The sequence below is a fragment of the Aliidiomarina quisquiliarum genome (genome assembly GCF_023922585.1).
Taxonomy (GTDB): Bacteria; Pseudomonadota; Gammaproteobacteria; order Enterobacterales; family Alteromonadaceae; genus Aliidiomarina; species Aliidiomarina quisquiliarum.
Genome location: NZ_JAMFTN010000017.1, coordinates 39,234 through 55,811, shown reverse-complemented (window position 1 = coordinate 55,811; position 16,578 = coordinate 39,234). Strand labels below are relative to the sequence as shown.

The following is a 16,578-nucleotide window of genomic DNA, read 5'->3' as shown; positions in this document are numbered from 1 at the left end:
AAATGTTTGCTATAGTGCGCACTATGTTAGCGTTAACTTTATCAGGGTAGGAAGTCGTTCAATGTACCATTTGGCCGGTGAAAGAATTGTTAGTGAATGGGAAGCTTTAATTTCTTCAGCTAACCAAAAGTGTTTAAGTACTATTTTTAATTTGGTACAAGAAAACAGTGGCGATCTCGCCCACTATTTTTATGACAATATGCTTAACGATGAAGACGCCTCTTCATTTTTATCTCATGAAGAGGTTAAAACTAGGCTGAGTCAATCGCTACAAAAGTGGCTAATTAATTTATATAACATTACCCCCAACTACGACTTGAAAGCCACGCTACAACAGCAAATTACCGTAGGCGAAGTGCATGCACGCATTAAAATTCCCATTCATTTGGTGCTGCGTGGTGCACGCTTTTTAAAGGTACGATTTGCATCTATTTTACAGCATAGCCAACTTGAACAGCAGCAAGCCAATGTTTGCTACCAGTTGTATTGTAACCTGATTGATATTGCCATGGAGCTTATGAGCCAGGCTTATACCGTGTCTTCAGACAAAGGTTCCCGTTCTGAAGAAGTGTATCGCATGTTTTCTATCAGCCAGAATTTAGCCACCGAGCGGGAGCGACAAAAAGCAGCCTTATTAGACTGGGAAAACAAGTTAATGTTTGAATTCACACTTGGCGCAGAAGGTGTGCAACTACCCGCTTTACGTTATTCTGACTTTGGTCTTTGGTTTCATCACAAAGGTGCTCACGCTTTTAGCGACTATCCAGAAACAAAAACAATTGCGTCCGCAATGCAGCAAATTGACGACGAGTTATTGCCGCAGTTCAGTGAAGTAACACCAGCCGACAAACTACACATTCTGCGCCGTATTCGCGACGCCTCGCACAATATTAAGTTTCATTTAGACGACATTTTTAGTCGTAGTGGCGAAATGGAGCACGGCCGCGATGTTCTTACTCGCTTATTAAACCGGAAGTTTTTACCTACGGTTTTAAGCCGCCAGATAAGCCATGCCAGAGTTCATGACAGTACCTTTGCTATTATATTATTAGACGTTGATTACTTTAAATTAATTAACGACACCCATGGGCATGAAGCGGGCGACGCAGTGCTTAAACAATTAAGCAGTGTGCTCATAAACTCTTGTCGTAGTGGTGACTTTGTTTTTCGTATGGGCGGTGAAGAATTTCTTATTGTACTCGTTGATATTGAATTAAAGGCAGCAAAATTAGTTGCTGAAAAAATGCGCAAGAAAATAGCAAACGAGCTTTTTGAACTACCTTCAAAAACGAATATAAATATTACTGCAAGCTTAGGCTTAGCTGTTTATGAAGGTCACCCCGACTACGAAGTGTTACTACGGCTTGCCGACCAAGCTTTATACGACGCCAAACACCAAGGCCGTAACCTCGTCGCAACCAGAACAAGTGAGAGCAATTCAACCGTATGAGTATTAATTGGATTTTGCTTATTATTGGTGGCTTTTTTGAAACCGGCTTTGCTATAAGTTTAGGCAAAGCGCAGCAGGTAACAGGAAAACCGTTAGCATTTTGGCTGAGCATGTTTGCCATTTGTGTGGCCATTAGTATGTACTTACTTTTTAAAGCCATGGGCGGCGAAAAAGCGATACCCGTAGGTACCGCTTATGCCGTTTGGGGAGCTATCGGTGCCATCGGCACCGTTATTGCGGGTATTATCTGGTTTCAAGAACCTGTTACTTTTTGGCGCATGTTCTTTCTTAGCACCTTAGTTATTTCGGTGGTGGGCTTACAAGTAGTAAGTAGTGCTTAATACTACTTACTGTTAGCGAGCATATGCCCTGTTTCTTCATAACGCTGATGCCAACTTAAGGCTTCATTGAGCAGGTGCGGTGTATGCATTCCTCGACCACTAGCACAGGCGCGCTCAAAATAGTCGAGTAGCTGCGGGCGGAAGTCGGGGTGAGCACATTTATTAATGATTTCTAGCGCCCGCTGTCGTGGTGCTAAGCCACGCAAATCAGCCAACCCTTGTTCCGTTACAATAACTTTTACGTCATGTTCGGTGTGATCCACATGCGACACCATCGGCACAATCGACGAGATACTGCCTTCTTTTGCCGTGCTCGGGGTCATAAAAATAGACAAGTAACCATTACGAGCAAAGTCTCCTGAACCGCCAATACCATTCATCATACGGGTACCCATAATATGGGTTGAATTCACGTTGCCATAAAGGTCGGCTTCAATTAAACCGTTCATGGCAATAACGCCTAAGCGCCGTGCAATTTCCGGATGGTTACTAATGTCTTGCGGTCTTAAAATGATTTTGTTGCGATAAAACTCAATGTTTTTATCAAATTCTTCAATGCCTTTAGGGCTTAAAGAAAACGCTGTGGCCGAGGCCATTGCTAAGGTACCCGACTTCAACATTTGCAACATACCGTCTTGAATTACTTCGGTGTATGAAGTGAGGTTTTTATATGGGCCACTGTCTAAGGCTTCTAATACCGCATTAGGAATATTACCCACTCCAGATTGTAATGGCAGTAGTTCGGGCGGCAAGCGGCCAACCTTTATTTCCTTATCTAGAAACTCAAGAATATGCTCCGCAATTTTTTTAGAGACGGCGTCGCTTGGCTTAAACGGGCTGTTGCGATCAGGCGAGTTGGTTTCAACAATGGCAATAACCTTCTCGCTTGGGCAGCGTAAATAGGCCTCGCCTATACGCTGTGCGGGCTCAGTGAGCATAATAGGTTTGCGATAAGGTGGTAAGGCAGCTCCATAGTAAATGTCATGCATACCTTCAAGGCGGGCATTTTGTTTATAGTTTACTTCTAAAATAACTTTATCGGCTTGCTCTATCCACACCTTGTTGTTACCTAGCGACGATGACGGAATAAGGCTGCCGTCTTCACGAATACCCACCACTTCAATTAGGGCGATATTCATTTTACCAAGAAACCCAGACCAAGCATTTTGGGCAACTTCAGAAAGGTGCATGTCTACGTAATTCATTTCGCCGTTATTTATACGCTCACGACAAATAGGGTCACTTTGGAAGGGCAAGCGCATTTCAATGCCGTCAACTTCGGCCAGCTTGCCGTCTAATTCAGGAGCCGTAGAGGCACCTGTCCACACATTAATACGAAACGGCTTTTCGCCATTTTCTAGGTTTATTCCAGCATTATGCTGTTTAATACGTTCAGCTAAAGCATTGGGCACTGCTTTTGGGTACCCAGCACCAGTAAAGCCACTCATACCTACGTTAGAGCCGGCTGGAATCATAGCGGCGGCATCTTCCGCCGACATGACTTTTTGTTTCAATTTTGGACAAAGAATTCTTGATTCTGAATACATATTCCCACCTACTAAGTAGTACAACAAAACATGTTCAATGGGGCATTCTATATCAACCAGTACATAAATTCTGTATTCACAAGAAGAAAATATAAAAAGCTACAACCAACCTTTTTGGTGGGCAATACGCGCCGCTTCGGTGCGGTTGCTGGCATGCAGTTTGCTAATAGCCTCAGAAAGGTAGTTGCGGGCGGTGCCTTCAGCTATAAACAAGGCTTTTGCTATAGCCGCAGTGCTCATACCCTCGCCTGCTAAACGTAGTGCTTTACGTTCTTTTTCGGTTAATGGGTCTTGGTCGTCTAGTGCTTGTAGCAGTAGTTCGTTACTAATTACCTGCTGGCCCGTTTGAATTTTCTGCAGCGACTGCACCAGCACTTCAATCGGCGCGTCTTTTAACAGGAAACCATTTACTCCCGCTGCTACGGCGCGCTTAATATAGCCCGAACGGTTAAAGGTGGTAATGATTACAGTGAGCAAGTGGGGCTGTGCTTGCTTCGCCCATTGGAGTAATTCAAGGCCCGAAATATGGGGCATTTCTATATCGGTTAATAAAATATCGTAATGGTTTTCTTGCAGCTTTTGTTTGGCGTCGGCGCCATCTACGGCTTCGTCAACGGTATAATTCGACTCCAGCCGTAACAAACCAGCGAGTGCAGTGCGTATCATGGCTTGGTCTTCAGCGAGTAATATCTTCATTCGCTGTAACCCTCTGCTATGGCCCATACTTTTGGAAATTCTAACTCCACTAAGTAGCCCGCAGCTGTGTCTATACTCACTTTCCCACCCAATAATTGAATACGCTCTTTCACCCCTTGCAAGCCATTGCCGGCTTTAAAATCAGTACATTCGCCGTCGTCGACCACTTGCACTGAATAAGTTTGCTCATGCTCATTAAAGGTTATATGGCAGGTTTGGCCCGCGCTGTGGCGAATAATGTTAGTTACTAATTCGGTCAGCACTAATGCGATTGCCGTTTCTAACGGCCCTTCAAGCTCTGGCGGTGTGCCATGTATTTTGGTGGCAAAGCCTGCGTCGGTTAGGCGCTGTTCGAGCCGGCCAAGCTCTAGGGTTAACCCGCCATGCCGGTAACCCGAAACACTTTGGCGTACTTGGCTTAAGCTAGTGCGCGCGATTTGGCTTAACTCGCGTAGCTGTTGTTTCGCTGCGTCGTAATGTTCATTTTGCAGTTGCTTTTCGGCTAAGTCCGACTTCAAAATAATACTCGACAAGGTATGGCCTAAAATATCGTGTAAGTCGCGGGCTATGCGCTCGCGCTCCACTGAACGAGCTAAACGTTCTATTTCTTCTTGGCTGCGCTGCTCAGCAATACTGTGCCGCTGCCGAATACGCTCCACCCGGCCGAACAAGCTCACCGTAAGCACAATCACTACGCCATAATGCAAAAATAAATCCCAATGGGTGCCAGGCCCAAAATGAAATGCTGCCAGTGTTGCCAGCACCCCTAATAAAAGCGGCACGGCTTTTTTCCACGTGTAAGCAAAGGCAATAAAAAAGCCAACGTAACTAAACAAAGCGATCGACCCGCTATTCATAGGGGTGATAACACTCGCCAACACAAACATACCCAGTAGCGGCCAACCCATGTTTTGTGGGCCTACTCGGTAGCAGTGAAAATACAACGCTACAAACAACAACATAACCACCACCATGGTTACTAGCTCCCATAGCGCATAGGGGAACATAATCATTGGCAATATATAAAAGCCAAGATTAAATAAATAAATCCATGCGTACTTATTGTCGTTTTCGCTAGTCATTGTTGGGCCTTTTTTATTCACTAAAACCATTATGGAAGCCCTAGTGCTTTAACACCAGTGACATTTGTCATCTGTAATTGCTGACAAATGGGACTGCGCACACTTCAGCTTTGTTTATAAGCTGCAGCTCTCATTGTTTAGTAGTGAACCAAGGAGTTCGCATGACTTCACTCGCTGTTGATATAAAAACACTTAGCAAAAGCTACGGCTCTAAAGTGGCGTTGCACAATATTAACTTCTCTATAGCTAAGAATAAGATTGTGGCCATTCTCGGCCAAAATGGCGCTGGGAAAACCACACTCATTAACTGCCTGCTTGGCTTGCAAGCCTGCCGAGCTGAGCAGCTTTCACTGCTTGACTATGAGCTCGGCTATAAGCTCGGCTATAAGCTTGGCCAACAGGCGGTAAAACAGCAGCGCCCGGCGGTATTACGCAATCAAATTGGCGTAATGATGCAAATGGGCAACCTAAATGCACTGCTCACTGTGGCTGAACAGCTCGATTTATTCTGCAGTTACTACACGGGCGGTTATAGCCCAAGCGACCTTAACGCGTTATTAAGCTTGCAGCCTATTTGGCACAAACGCTTCGGAAAGCTTTCCGGTGGCCAACGCCAGTTGGTACTGTTTGCCATTGCGCTTATTCCAAAACCAAAGCTACTTTTCCTCGACGAGCCCAGTGCCGGCATGGACATTGAAGTGCGCCAGCTGCTGTGGCAACACATTCGTACCTTACGCGATAACGGCTGCACCGTAGTGCTTACTACTCATTACATAGAAGAAGCAGAGCGGCTTGCCGACCAAATTATTATGCTCCACCACGGAAAAATAATTGCCGACGCCACGCTGGCTGATTTTACCGCCGATCACAGCTCGCTTGAACATGCTTACCTACAACTTATTCGCCCGGAGGCCGCCCATGGCTAAATTACAAATATATAAAAAAGAAGCCTATTACGACTTATTAAGCTTAATACGCACACCGTCGTTCTTCTTGCCGGCACTACTGTTCCCACTGGTGTTTTATGTGTTCTTTGGCATTGTCATGAACTACAGCGGCAACTCAAGTAGCTATATGCTGGTGTCGTACGTGTGCTTTGGCGTTATGGGCCCGTCACTGTTTAACTTTTCCGTTTCAGTGGCCAGCGATCGGGTGCAAGGTTGGCTTACCCTCAAACAGCTGTCGCCTATGCCTTTAATGGCTTATGTGGGAGCCAAGTATTTCAGCAGTTTAGTATTTTCGCTTATTATTGCACTGGTACTTTTTGTAACCGCAGCCGTGTTTGCCGAGGTTCGCTTAGAGAGTTGGCAATGGCTTAGCTTGCTTGTTATTGCCTTGGTTGGAACCTTACCTTTTGCCTTAATCGGATTATTAATGGGCCTGTGTTTTTCTGAAAAAGCCGCCCCTGCCGTAGTTAACTTAGTGTATTTGCCGATGGCTTTTCTGTCGGGCCTTTGGGTACCGGTTGTGTATTTGCCTGAAGCTATCCAGTTCATTGCCCCTTGGTTGCCTGCGTACCATTTTGCCCAATTAAGTTATGCCGTTATTGGCGCCCAGCAAAGTAGCAGTTTGCTAGGTCACATCGTTTATTTAGTAGTGTTCAGCGCCAGCCTGCTAGCCGTTGTAAGCTGGCGTTATCAGCGTCTGTATAAATAGTTTGGCCGCAAACCAAACTAAGGAATTGTTATGAAGAAATCATTGGTGTTAGCTGCAATCGTTGCTGTGGTGGCTGTTATTTTATACCTGCTGCCGACCCCAGCCCCACAACCAAATTCGCAATCAAATAGCTTTTTGTTAGGCCCGGTGCATATTTTTGACGGCGAAACAGTGATCGAAGCCCAGTATGTGGAAGTGAATAATGGCTATATTACCCAGCTATATGAACAACAGCCGAATAGCGAACTACCGTGGATTAATGGTGAAAACAAATGGCTTATGCCGGGCTTAATCGACTCTCATGTGCATGCTTGGGGCGACGCTCTTGAACAGCAGCTGCAGCGCGGTGTTACTACCGCTGTAGACATGTTTGGCAGCCCCGCATTTTTGCAACAACGCCAGACCAAACGTTACACCACGCACTATACCAAGGAAGCCGACTTGTACGGCGCGGGCTTACTAATGACAGCCCCAAACGGCCATGGCACCCAATATGGTATTGAAATATCGACCATAACCAACCCTGATCAAGCTGCCGAATTAGTAGCCCAGCGCATTGCTAGTGGCTCCGACTTTATTAAAATTGTGTATACCATCGCCACTGCTAACTACCAGCATGCACCTTCCATTACAAAAGCCGAACTTACAGCGACCATTGCAGCGGCCCATGCCCAACAAAAATTAGCGCTGGTGCATGTGTCTGATCATGCTTCGGCGGTTGATGCCGTAGCGGCCGGAGCCGACGGTTTAGTGCATAGCTTTTTTGATCAGCGCATAAGCGCCAGCCTGCTACAGGCAATGGTCGATAATAAGGTGTTTGTTATTCCCACCATGGTGGTTTACGAAGGAATATTGCGTAATACGATTAACGAGCAAGTTCTACTAGGCAATAAAGCCCTTAAAGTGAGCTCGGCAGCTCGGGCCACTCTTAAGCAAAGTTTTAACTTGAACTTACCGGAAGAGTTTTGGCACAACTTACTTTGGACCACTTACGCCATGTATGAAGCAGGGGTACCATTACTGGCTGGAAGCGACGCACCGAACCCAAATACGGCGCATGGTTGGTCGCTTATTTTAGAACTAATGCTAATGGCAGAAGCCGGCATACCACCAAGTAGTATTTTAACCAGCGCTACCCACAATGCTGCACAAAAACTTCACTTGGACCAGCGGGGCCGGGTTGCGTTGGCCCACAAGGCCGATTTTATTCTGCTCAACCAGTCGCCGTTAGAAAACCTAACCACCCTGCTTACGCCTGCCAAGGTGTGGAAGAACGGCTTTTCTCTAACCGAGTAACTTCACCCCAAGGCATACTGGTTTGGCCGTTCGACGTTAGTACCCATAGCACGGGTACGGCCGGAGGCGTATTGTTTAGCCGCACACAACCGTCGGTAAAAAATACCAAACCGGGCGTTGGGTGCTGCTTAATATAATCGAATACCGCTTGAAAGTCGGTGCCTCCGCCGCCGCTAAAATTAAAGTGCTTTTCTTGTAATGGGTTCATCGGGGTTATTATATTCACCGACTGAATAACGGTGTCACACTGAATTAGGGTTACTTCATAATGGGCAAAAGCGCCTAATAACACCTTTAGTTGGCCTAAAAACACGCTAGCTTCCCTTGTGCAGCTGCCGCTATTGTCTAAGGCAATGGTTAGCTCTATGCTTTCGCCGCGCTGCCTAGGTAAATATAAGCCCCGGTAAATATGTCGACGTGAAGGCGGAAACCATTGCCGCTCGCCAGTTAACTGACGTTGAACAAACCGTTGTAATAAATGTTTCCAAGGTAGTGGCGGGCTATATACTGCCTGAATGGCGCGGCGAATATTACTAGGCAGTAAACCATAATGGTTGCTTGTGTCCATTGCAGTTTTAATATGCTCTTGCCACTTATAAACAGTGGTTACGCTCATTTCCATGTGGTTGTCGAGCACCCCCTGGCTAGAGCTTGCTTTTAAACTGCCGTCTGCCAGCAGGTGGTAAATCTCTTCAGCGCTTTTCCCTTTAAGTGCTGCATCAAATAACGCACCTTTAGGAATATAGTGAAGCAACTGCTGGCAAATGGCATTTACTTCATAGTCCACAGCAATATTCCACAGCTGTGGATTACGCCCCTGACGCCGCGTTAAGTGCCCCATCACGCAATGCCACACCTCATGGCACATAACAAACCGACGCGTTTGATCGTTAATAGCGTTAGCAAAGTCTACGTTAAAATAAATTTTTTGGCCGTCGGTTGCTGCAGTGGGTATTTGCAAATCGGTAACAGCCTCAATTTCCAGCCGCAACGCCAACCCAGCGGTAAATGGCTGGGTAAGCAGTAAGTAGCTGCGATCCTCATGCAGCTGCTTCACCAGCTTGGCTTGCTGCTTGGCTAATTGCTGTTGTTCCAACTGATTATTCACGCCATCACCTTAGGCCAGTTGGCCCGCTGAAAGTGCCGCCGAAAATTGTTGCCCATGCTGTGTGGTCCAAGCTTGATAGCCCTGATGGCTAAAGGCGTGGCTTACTTTAGTTTCGTCTAGTTGGTTGCCTTCCCTTAGTATGTCCACCATTAACAAGGTGGCAAAGTCTGAGGTAAGTTGACTGCTTATTTCATAAAAAACATTCAGCCGTTGGTTATAGTGTTTTTTATCGCTACGCCATAAAAAGTGCGCCACCGCCAAGCAAAATGCATAAATAGCGTCATATTGCTCAGGAATACTAACCGCAATTTTGCCCGCTAACATGGCATTCACGTCAGGTAATTTATTTTCCGACTCACGATAAGCAAACAGTGCCATGGTTGCCCCAGGGCCAATTAAACCACTTACCATTAAGCGTATATGCGCTTCGCTTAGCCCTATTTCTCCAGCGTCTTTTAGCACATGAGAAACTCGCTCCCACGACCGTGGGCTTGGCCAGCCACGCTCAACATTCCCTTCCATATTGAAAAAGTGTTCCGGAGCAAAGCGTAAAAAACCTATTACCGTGAGGTTTAGCCCCATGTCTTGGGCCCACCGGCACCATTGTTCAACGTCGGGCATAAGCTCTAAGTGACAAAACCGGTTCGCCAAAGCACTAGAAAAAGTATAAGAAACGGCGTTATCGCCAATGCGATTTCCCGCCCCCATCACCAGCCAACCCGCGGGCAAGCTATATAAGTCGCCTAACCGACGGTCGAGAATAATTTCATACGCGGCCGCCTGCAGGGTACGATCAGCCGCACTAAGTTCATCAAACAATATAATGCCGCGGCTATTAGGGTCACGCGGCCATTCACCTGCCAACAGCCAGTCCACATGATCGCCTTTAGGCACGGGCAAACCGCGTAAGTCAACCGGTTCGCGCTGCGACAAGCGTATATCGATAAAGTCGATGTCGTGTTGCTCGCACAGCTCACGAATAATGGTACTTTTCCCCACTCCTGGTGCGCCCCATAGCATTAAGGGAGCAACTTTATGCACATGATCGGGCTTATTCCAAATGAGTTTTAACTGCGACTCAATAATGTTTTTTACATCCGTGGCCGTGCTTGGGTATTGAATATCAGACATTGCCTTTAACTCCACTGTAAATTTTCTAGCCAGTTGTTCTCAAGGTGTTGGCATTTTTCTGGCTTTTTAACTGTCGGTTTCGTCACCCAGGTTAGCGCGGCTTCCGAAGCCGATGGGGCCACTGCAGAAAATGCCACCGCCAAATACAACGCCTTTCGCTCGGGTATTAGGTTAGCCAAGTGCATTGCGGTAATTCGGGTTTCATGAGGAGCAATTTGCAATAGTTTCGCCCCAGCTAAGTGCAACTCTTCCTTGGCCACGCTAATTAAGAAGTACTTACACAACAGCAGCTGTGTTTTCTTACTAAGGCTCGAAAAAGCCAGCCATAAACGTTCTTGCACACCCTTCATCGCTGGCAACAATAACTTACTCTCGGTAATCAGTGCTTTGTTATAAGTTCGAATTACACGCTGCAAAATCAACTCGTTCTGAAATTTCAAACTTACTGTTACCAACGCATACTGAGCCGGCTGGGCTAATTTGTGCTGGGTGAGTAAGTTTAAATAGAAAGTATTGGCGCTCTGCTGATTGTGTGCAATAAACCAGTGCCATAGTTCAAGGTCTGCAACCCAGGCGTCAGTTTCGCGATCACGCTCAAACTGCCAACGGTTGGCTTGCTTGGCAAGATCACGCCGCGCCTGCAATATTTCTTCGTGGTAATGCGGTAGCTTCTCTGCCATTAAACTTAACAAGCATAGTGCGTGGTACAGCGACTTCGGCCGAGAGCACTGCCGTACCGCACCTAATAGCTTTTCTACCAAGCTAGCCTCGGCTGCTTTATCGTTTGCGGTTAAGCTGGTAAGGCTGTTTTGTAACCCCAGCAAAGTCGACTCATTCACCTCAGGCAACCCACCTTCAATAAACCAACCCGGCGATTCATTCACAACCATTAATAACTCGGGCAAATGCACACTTGCAATTGCACAGTGCCCGCGAATATATAAGGTTGCAGCCGCTTCAATGGTTAGCGCCTTCGACCGACAACTTGTTAAGGCTACTTCACGCCAATTACCGCTTATTAACAGCTCTTGGCCGCCACTGGCATACAACTGAATACATTCGCCTGCACCAGTAACAACGGCTAACGCCTGGCAGTTTTTTATTTCAACAAGCGCCGTACGCTCACCCGTAAACGACAACTGTTTTAACTCCGCAAGCTGGTAAACCACCACCTGCGCATGAGTAGATAAACTCAATTCCGTAGGCCCAGGGTAGCCGTCAATTGCAAACAGAATAATTAAAGCCTGAGCATCAAAACGACCAATTAATTCCCTGTGGCTATCTACTTCATGAACCGGCAGCAACAACACCTGCGAACTGGCCGAAGCGCAAGAATGGGTATAGCCGCCACCGTGCCAACAAATATCCACATGCTCTATAGGCCCTTCAATATGCAGTGCTGTTAGTTTGTCGCTAGCGTCTACATGCACCACTAATGGCAGCGCATTTGCATTAGTAATACGTTCTAGGTGCGGTACTTCACGAAGGCTTATATAGCGGGTGTGGTTACTGTCAGACCGTAACGCTAAGCTTGTTGCGTTAGGTAGTTTTATGGCGTCGAGCCAAACAAAGGCGTTATCGGCTACAGCAATTTGGCTGCTAGTGTCGTTTTGAAGAAAAATACCCTGAGTTCTGTCCTGCATCATTTGCTCCCCAATTGAAAAGCGAGTATCCCATAGGGGTGCGACATTCAATGTCGGCCGCTTTTCGATTGTAGTGGTTGAGCATCCTTGCTCGCCCCACAGTCCTTGTGGTGTCCATGTGCAGGTACTATAAAGCGCCAGTGTGACAGTATGTGTCGTGCTATGTTGTTAATGCTTTAATTAATGCAAGGAAGTTATGCTTAAAGTGTTTAGCTTGGCTATACAACACTGATCTTCATGCATAATTAAACTCAATGTTCAATTATGCTGCCGTCCCAGTTTAACAACGCTCCGCTTTTCGAAACGAGCAACTGTTCTCGAACCATTAGCATGCGTGTAGCTGTGTTGCTAGCAGTTTGCAGCTGGCCGTCGGGTAGATTTTTTTGAAAAGGAATGGAAAGCGGTGTGTCTGTTGTTCCTGGGTGTATAGCAACAATACAGGCACTATTATTTAAGCGCGCCACTTCAATACTTAGGTTTTTCACCAGCATGTTTAGTGCTGCTTTGCTCATTCGGTAACTATACCAACCACCTAAACCGTTATCACTAATGCTGCCTATTTTCGCGCTTAACACCAATACCTTTATGTTTTTAGTGGTGGTTATGTAACGGAACAACAGCTTCAAATAAAGGGCTGGAACGATTAAATTAGACTCTAGTCGTTGCGCCAATATAGCAGTATCTAGTTGTCGGATAGTTTTCTCTGGCATACCTAAGCTGTCATGCAGTACGCCATTACAAATAAAAATAGTACTTGGTTTATATTTTAAAGCTGCTCTTATGTGCTGCTCGCTATTTTTTTCAGTTGGGGTTTCGTCTTGGAACCAATGCCATTCAGGGTTTGCCTGTTGCAGTCGCGGCCGACGGCTAATAACACTTACCGTGGCTCCTGTTGCACTACATTGCTTGGCAATTGCCTGACCTATCGCACTGCTACCACCAATAATAAGAATTGAATTACCAGCCATGAGTACCTCGTTAATGAACTTAATAATTACACTTCGCGTATTGCTGCATAGATATTTACGGCGCTTTTTGCTTTCTTACGTCGCCAACTAGCAAATAGGTTCAATTACTTATGAATATAAAGCCCAGCCAGCAAACATTTACTTGCTTACGCCTTATTCTTGGCGACCAACTCAATGCCAAGCACTCTTGGTATAAAGAAAAAAACAGCAACACCTTATATGTTATTGCAGAGCTACATCAGGAAACGCGCTATGTTGTGCACCATGTACAGAAAGTGTGTGCCTTTTTTGCTGCTATGGAGCAGTTCGCAAGCGCCTTAGCCCGAGCTAACCATCAAGTACTACACCTCACTTTAAACGACACCGTGGGCTACTCTGATTTACCTGAATTACTCAAGCACTTGATATCTGTCTATTCAATACAAAAATTTGAATACCAATTACCCGACGAATTTCGCCTGCGTGAACAACTTAACAGTTTTGTCCAACAGACAGCCATTCCAACTTTTATTTACGAAACAGAGCATTTTTATCTAACCGACAAAGAATTACCTAACTATTTCAGCAAGGGTAAACGACATCGCATGGAAGCTTTTTACCGCAAAATGCGCCATCGTTTTCAAGTATTGATGAACGGCGATTTACCAGCAGGCGGGCAATGGAACTTTGATGCCAACAATAGAAAAAAAATAAAACCTGAACACTTTATAAATGTGCCTCAGCCGTTGTTATTTGCAAATAATATTAGTGTAATTTTAAGTCGCTTAAACGCACACAACATTAAAACCATAGGCAAAACTAACGAGTTACTTTTATGGCCTATTAACCGCACACAAGCCCGCGAATTACTTAATTACTTTTGTCGATTTTGTTTGCCTAACTTTGGCCACTTTCAAGACGCCATGACAAGCCAACTGGATAAACAAAGATTACTAGGTGAGGACAGCGCCAACAAACAATGGAGCCTGTTTCACTCTCGTTTGTCGTTTGCCCTAAATACTAAAATGATAAGTCCTCATGAGGTTATTCAAGCGGCGCTGCTGCAATACAAACAAGCACAAGGTGCTATCACGGTTTCTCAAATAGAAGGGTTTGTTCGGCAAATTCTAGGTTGGCGCGAGTTCGTTCGTGGTATTTATTGGGCTAATATGCCCAGCTATGGTCAGCTTAACTACTTATCAGCAACACGCCCACTACCACATTGGTTTTGGCATGGTAAAACTAAAATGAATTGTATGTCGCATGCTATTCATCAGTCTCTCGACTATGCTTATGCTCATCATATTCAACGACTTATGGTAACGGGAAATTTTTGCTTACTCACAGGTATTTCACCAACTGAAGTAGATCAATGGTATTTGGGTATCTATATCGATGCAATTGAGTGGGTAGAAATGCCGAATACGCGTGGCATGAGTCAATTTGCTGACGGCGGAATTGTCGGCTCAAAAGCCTACGCTGCAAGTGGAAATTACATCAACAAAATGAGTGATTACTGTAGCTCTTGCCACTATAACGTAAGCAAAACCACTGAAAGTAATGCATGCCCACTAAATTCCTTATATTGGAACTTCATTCAGCAACACCAGAACCTTTTAGGTTCAAACCCAAGAAACTCATTGGTTTATGTGAACTGGGAGAAGAAAACCACTGCTCAACAAGCAAACATTATCAACCGTTCTAATTATCTATTAGCACATTTAAATGAGCTATGATTTTATGATCTAGAACAACCCTTAAACACCCAAAGTTGGTGTAATTCATCTAACCCCAATGGGTTAGATTGTTTATTAATTCTGCTTAGACTTGAGCTTGCCCCACAAATACAAAGTTAAACTTGGTATTTACTCAATCACTACCTAGGCTTTTAAGAGTACGGGGACGTGTCTTGCGGTGTGTTTTAATCAACTTGAGAGTATCTATCATGAGCTTTGTTTCATTTCCTAGAAAAACCCTCGGTTGGATGTTGGCTATACTTAGCCTGTCCATTTCTTCTTATTCCGCACTGGCAGCAGAGCTTGATGCTGAAGCTGTAAAGCGGGGCAAAGCGTCGGCAGCAATTTGCGCTAGTTGCCACCAAGCCGATGGCAGTGGTATGAACATTCCGGGTGGCGAATCGTGGCCGCGTTTAGCGGGTTTAAACCGCGACTACCTTGTTGCTCAAGTGAATGCCTTTAAGGAAGGTTCTCGCAGCAGCCCCACCATGACACCTTTTGCTGGCATGCTGAATCCCCAGCAGCTACTCGACGTGTCGAGCTATTACGCTAGTTTGCCTACCAAACCTATTACGGTGCCGAATACAGACCCTGCGGTTATGGAGCACGGCAAAAAACTAGCTCTGGAAGGCGACTGGGACCGTTACATTGTTTCGTGCAGCAGCTGCCATGGTCCTAACAACCAAGGTGTGGGTGTTGAATTCCCAGGTATTGCAGGGCAACAGCCTAGTTATATTGCGCAGCAACTTGAGGCTTGGCAAAAAGGTGTGCGTAAAAATGACCCACAGAACTTAATGGGCGCCATTGCCGAGCGTTTAAACAGCCATGATATTGCTGCTGTTTCTGCCTGGCTTGCTGCACAGCCAGCACAGTAAGAGGAGAATTCAAATGAACATGATGAAAAAATATATTTTACCTGCGGCCGCACTCAGCGCCTTGGTATTCAGCACTTTTAATGCCCAAGCCCAAACCACCAAACTGGGTAAAGACTTAACCCCCCAAGAGCGAGTTCAGTTAAGCCAAATGGCGCCTGGTTCGCCACCGCCGAAAGACGACGAATTGGTACATATTCCGCCCACCATGGATGACCTAGATGCGTCTGACTTACATCCAAAAATGAAAGAGGCAATTCGTCGCGGCTACGACTTATTTATGAACACTCAGCAGTTACGTGGCGAGTACGTATTTAATAACATGAACTGCGCTAGTTGCCATATGGGTGAAGGCCGCCTGCCTTTTGCTGGCCCTGTTTGGCCCGCAGCAGTTACTCTGCCCGGCTTTCGTGGCAAAAATAACCACGTGAACAACCTTGAAGAGCGTATTGCCGGCTGCTTTACCTATTCTATGAACGGCAAGCCATTAGAGTATGGCAGTGACGATATGTTGGCTTTATCGCTGTACCACCAGTGGCTAGCAACAGACGTACCCATGTTCCCGAAAAATAAAATATACGGTCGCGGCTACCCTCGTTTACCTGATCCTGAGAAAGCGGCAAGCGCAGAGCGCGGTAAACTGGCTTACACGGAAAATTGTGCCATTTGCCATCAGGAAAATGGTGCTGGTGTGGTTGCTAATGGAGAAGTTATCTACCCAGCAGTATGGGGTGATGATTCCTACAACTGGGGTGCAGGTATTTCTCGTTTATTTACCTTAGCTTCGTTTACCATGCACAACATGCCATTAGGCCAACCCAATAGTGTAACGGCGCAAGAAGCATGGGACATTGCGCAATATATAAATAGCCAAGAGCGGCCACAAGATCCTCGTTACACGGGCAATGCGCAGGAAACTCGGGCTAAATACCTCGACACTTTCCATAAACACACGCTTTATGGCGTGGAAGTGGACGGTAAAGTATTGGGCCAGCATGACAACCTAGGGCATAAAGACTTTCTCATGCCCGACAGTATTCGCCCCCGCGACTTTAGTGGTAAGAAGCCGTAAT

15 protein-coding genes are annotated in these 16,578 nt (G+C 45.9%); 8 read left to right on the top strand and 7 right to left on the bottom strand.

Annotated features, from left to right (window positions below; genetic code table 11):
• Positions 1–61: 61 nt before the first annotated feature.
• On the top strand, positions 62–1,450 hold the full coding sequence (locus M1L23_RS05950) for a diguanylate cyclase (RefSeq protein WP_252626271.1): 1,389 nt from the start codon (positions 62–64) through the stop codon (positions 1,448–1,450).
• A complete protein-coding gene (locus M1L23_RS05945) occupies positions 1,447–1,791 on the top strand; it encodes a DMT family transporter (protein ID WP_252626270.1) in 345 nt (114 codons plus the stop codon). Before M1L23_RS05950 ends, M1L23_RS05945 begins: the two co-directional genes overlap by 4 nt.
• A 2-nt stretch (positions 1,792–1,793) precedes the next feature.
• On the opposite strand, the gene M1L23_RS05940 is transcribed toward M1L23_RS05945, so the two are convergent.
• The 3 genes from M1L23_RS05940 to M1L23_RS05930 form a co-directional block, all read right to left on the bottom strand.
• A complete protein-coding gene (locus M1L23_RS05940) occupies positions 1,794–3,338 on the bottom strand; it encodes an acetyl-CoA hydrolase/transferase family protein (RefSeq protein WP_252626269.1) in 1,545 nt (514 codons plus the stop codon).
• Between the two features lie 99 nt (positions 3,339–3,437).
• A complete protein-coding gene (locus M1L23_RS05935) occupies positions 3,438–4,034 on the bottom strand; it encodes a response regulator transcription factor (protein WP_252626268.1) in 597 nt (198 codons plus the stop codon).
• Complete coding sequence (locus M1L23_RS05930) at positions 4,031–5,116, bottom strand: sensor histidine kinase (RefSeq protein WP_252626267.1); 1,086 nt, start codon at positions 5,114–5,116, stop codon at positions 4,031–4,033. Before M1L23_RS05930 ends, M1L23_RS05935 begins: the two co-directional genes overlap by 4 nt.
• 161 nt (positions 5,117–5,277) lie before the next feature.
• Between M1L23_RS05930 and M1L23_RS05925 the strand changes: the two genes are divergently transcribed.
• Genes M1L23_RS05925 through M1L23_RS05915 form a run of 3 tightly spaced genes read left to right on the top strand, consistent with a single transcriptional unit; the run spans position 5,278 to position 8,068 of the window.
• The gene (locus M1L23_RS05925) at positions 5,278–6,042 is read left to right on the top strand and encodes an ABC transporter ATP-binding protein (RefSeq protein WP_252626265.1); all 765 of its coding nucleotides are present in this window, start codon (positions 5,278–5,280) and stop codon (positions 6,040–6,042) included.
• Positions 6,035–6,772 carry an ABC transporter permease gene (locus M1L23_RS05920; protein ID WP_252626264.1) on the top strand — a complete coding sequence of 246 codons (738 nt, stop codon included), beginning with the start codon at positions 6,035–6,037 and terminating at the stop codon, positions 6,770–6,772. The genes M1L23_RS05925 and M1L23_RS05920 overlap by 8 nt, the downstream gene beginning before the upstream one ends.
• 30 nt (positions 6,773–6,802) lie before the next feature.
• Complete coding sequence (locus M1L23_RS05915; protein ID WP_252626262.1) at positions 6,803–8,068, top strand: amidohydrolase family protein; 1,266 nt, start codon at positions 6,803–6,805, stop codon at positions 8,066–8,068.
• On the opposite strand, the gene M1L23_RS05910 is transcribed toward M1L23_RS05915, so the two are convergent.
• The 4 genes from M1L23_RS05910 to M1L23_RS05895 all read right to left on the bottom strand — a co-directional run bounded on the left by M1L23_RS05910 (position 8,022) and on the right by M1L23_RS05895 (position 12,918).
• A complete protein-coding gene (locus M1L23_RS05910) occupies positions 8,022–9,176 on the bottom strand; it encodes a vWA domain-containing protein (RefSeq protein ID WP_252626260.1) in 1,155 nt (384 codons plus the stop codon). The genes M1L23_RS05915 and M1L23_RS05910 overlap by 47 nt on opposite strands.
• A 9-nt stretch (positions 9,177–9,185) precedes the next feature.
• Positions 9,186–10,307 (bottom strand): ATP-binding protein, encoded by a 1,122-nt coding sequence (locus M1L23_RS05905; protein ID WP_252626259.1) that lies wholly within the window; start codon positions 10,305–10,307, stop codon positions 9,186–9,188.
• Between the two features lie 5 nt (positions 10,308–10,312).
• On the bottom strand, positions 10,313–11,953 hold the full coding sequence (locus tag M1L23_RS05900) for a hypothetical protein (protein ID WP_252626257.1): 1,641 nt from the start codon (positions 11,951–11,953) through the stop codon (positions 10,313–10,315).
• Positions 11,954–12,201: 248 nt separating this feature from the next.
• Positions 12,202–12,918, bottom strand: a complete 717-nt coding sequence (locus M1L23_RS05895) for an SDR family NAD(P)-dependent oxidoreductase (RefSeq protein WP_252626256.1) — start codon at positions 12,916–12,918, stop codon at positions 12,202–12,204.
• A 110-nt stretch (positions 12,919–13,028) separates the two neighbouring features.
• Here M1L23_RS05895 and M1L23_RS05890 point away from each other — a divergent pair, with 110 nt between their 5' ends.
• The 3 genes from M1L23_RS05890 to M1L23_RS05880 all read left to right on the top strand — a co-directional run bounded on the left by M1L23_RS05890 (position 13,029) and on the right by M1L23_RS05880 (position 16,577).
• Complete coding sequence (locus M1L23_RS05890; protein WP_252626255.1) at positions 13,029–14,633, top strand: cryptochrome/photolyase family protein; 1,605 nt, start codon at positions 13,029–13,031, stop codon at positions 14,631–14,633.
• Between the two features lie 209 nt (positions 14,634–14,842).
• Positions 14,843–15,508 (top strand): c-type cytochrome, encoded by a 666-nt coding sequence (locus M1L23_RS05885; protein WP_252626254.1) that lies wholly within the window; start codon positions 14,843–14,845, stop codon positions 15,506–15,508.
• A 13-nt stretch (positions 15,509–15,521) separates the two neighbouring features.
• Positions 15,522–16,577 (top strand): c-type cytochrome, encoded by a 1,056-nt coding sequence (locus tag M1L23_RS05880; protein WP_252626253.1) that lies wholly within the window; start codon positions 15,522–15,524, stop codon positions 16,575–16,577.
• The last annotated feature ends 1 nt before the right edge of the window (position 16,578 follow it).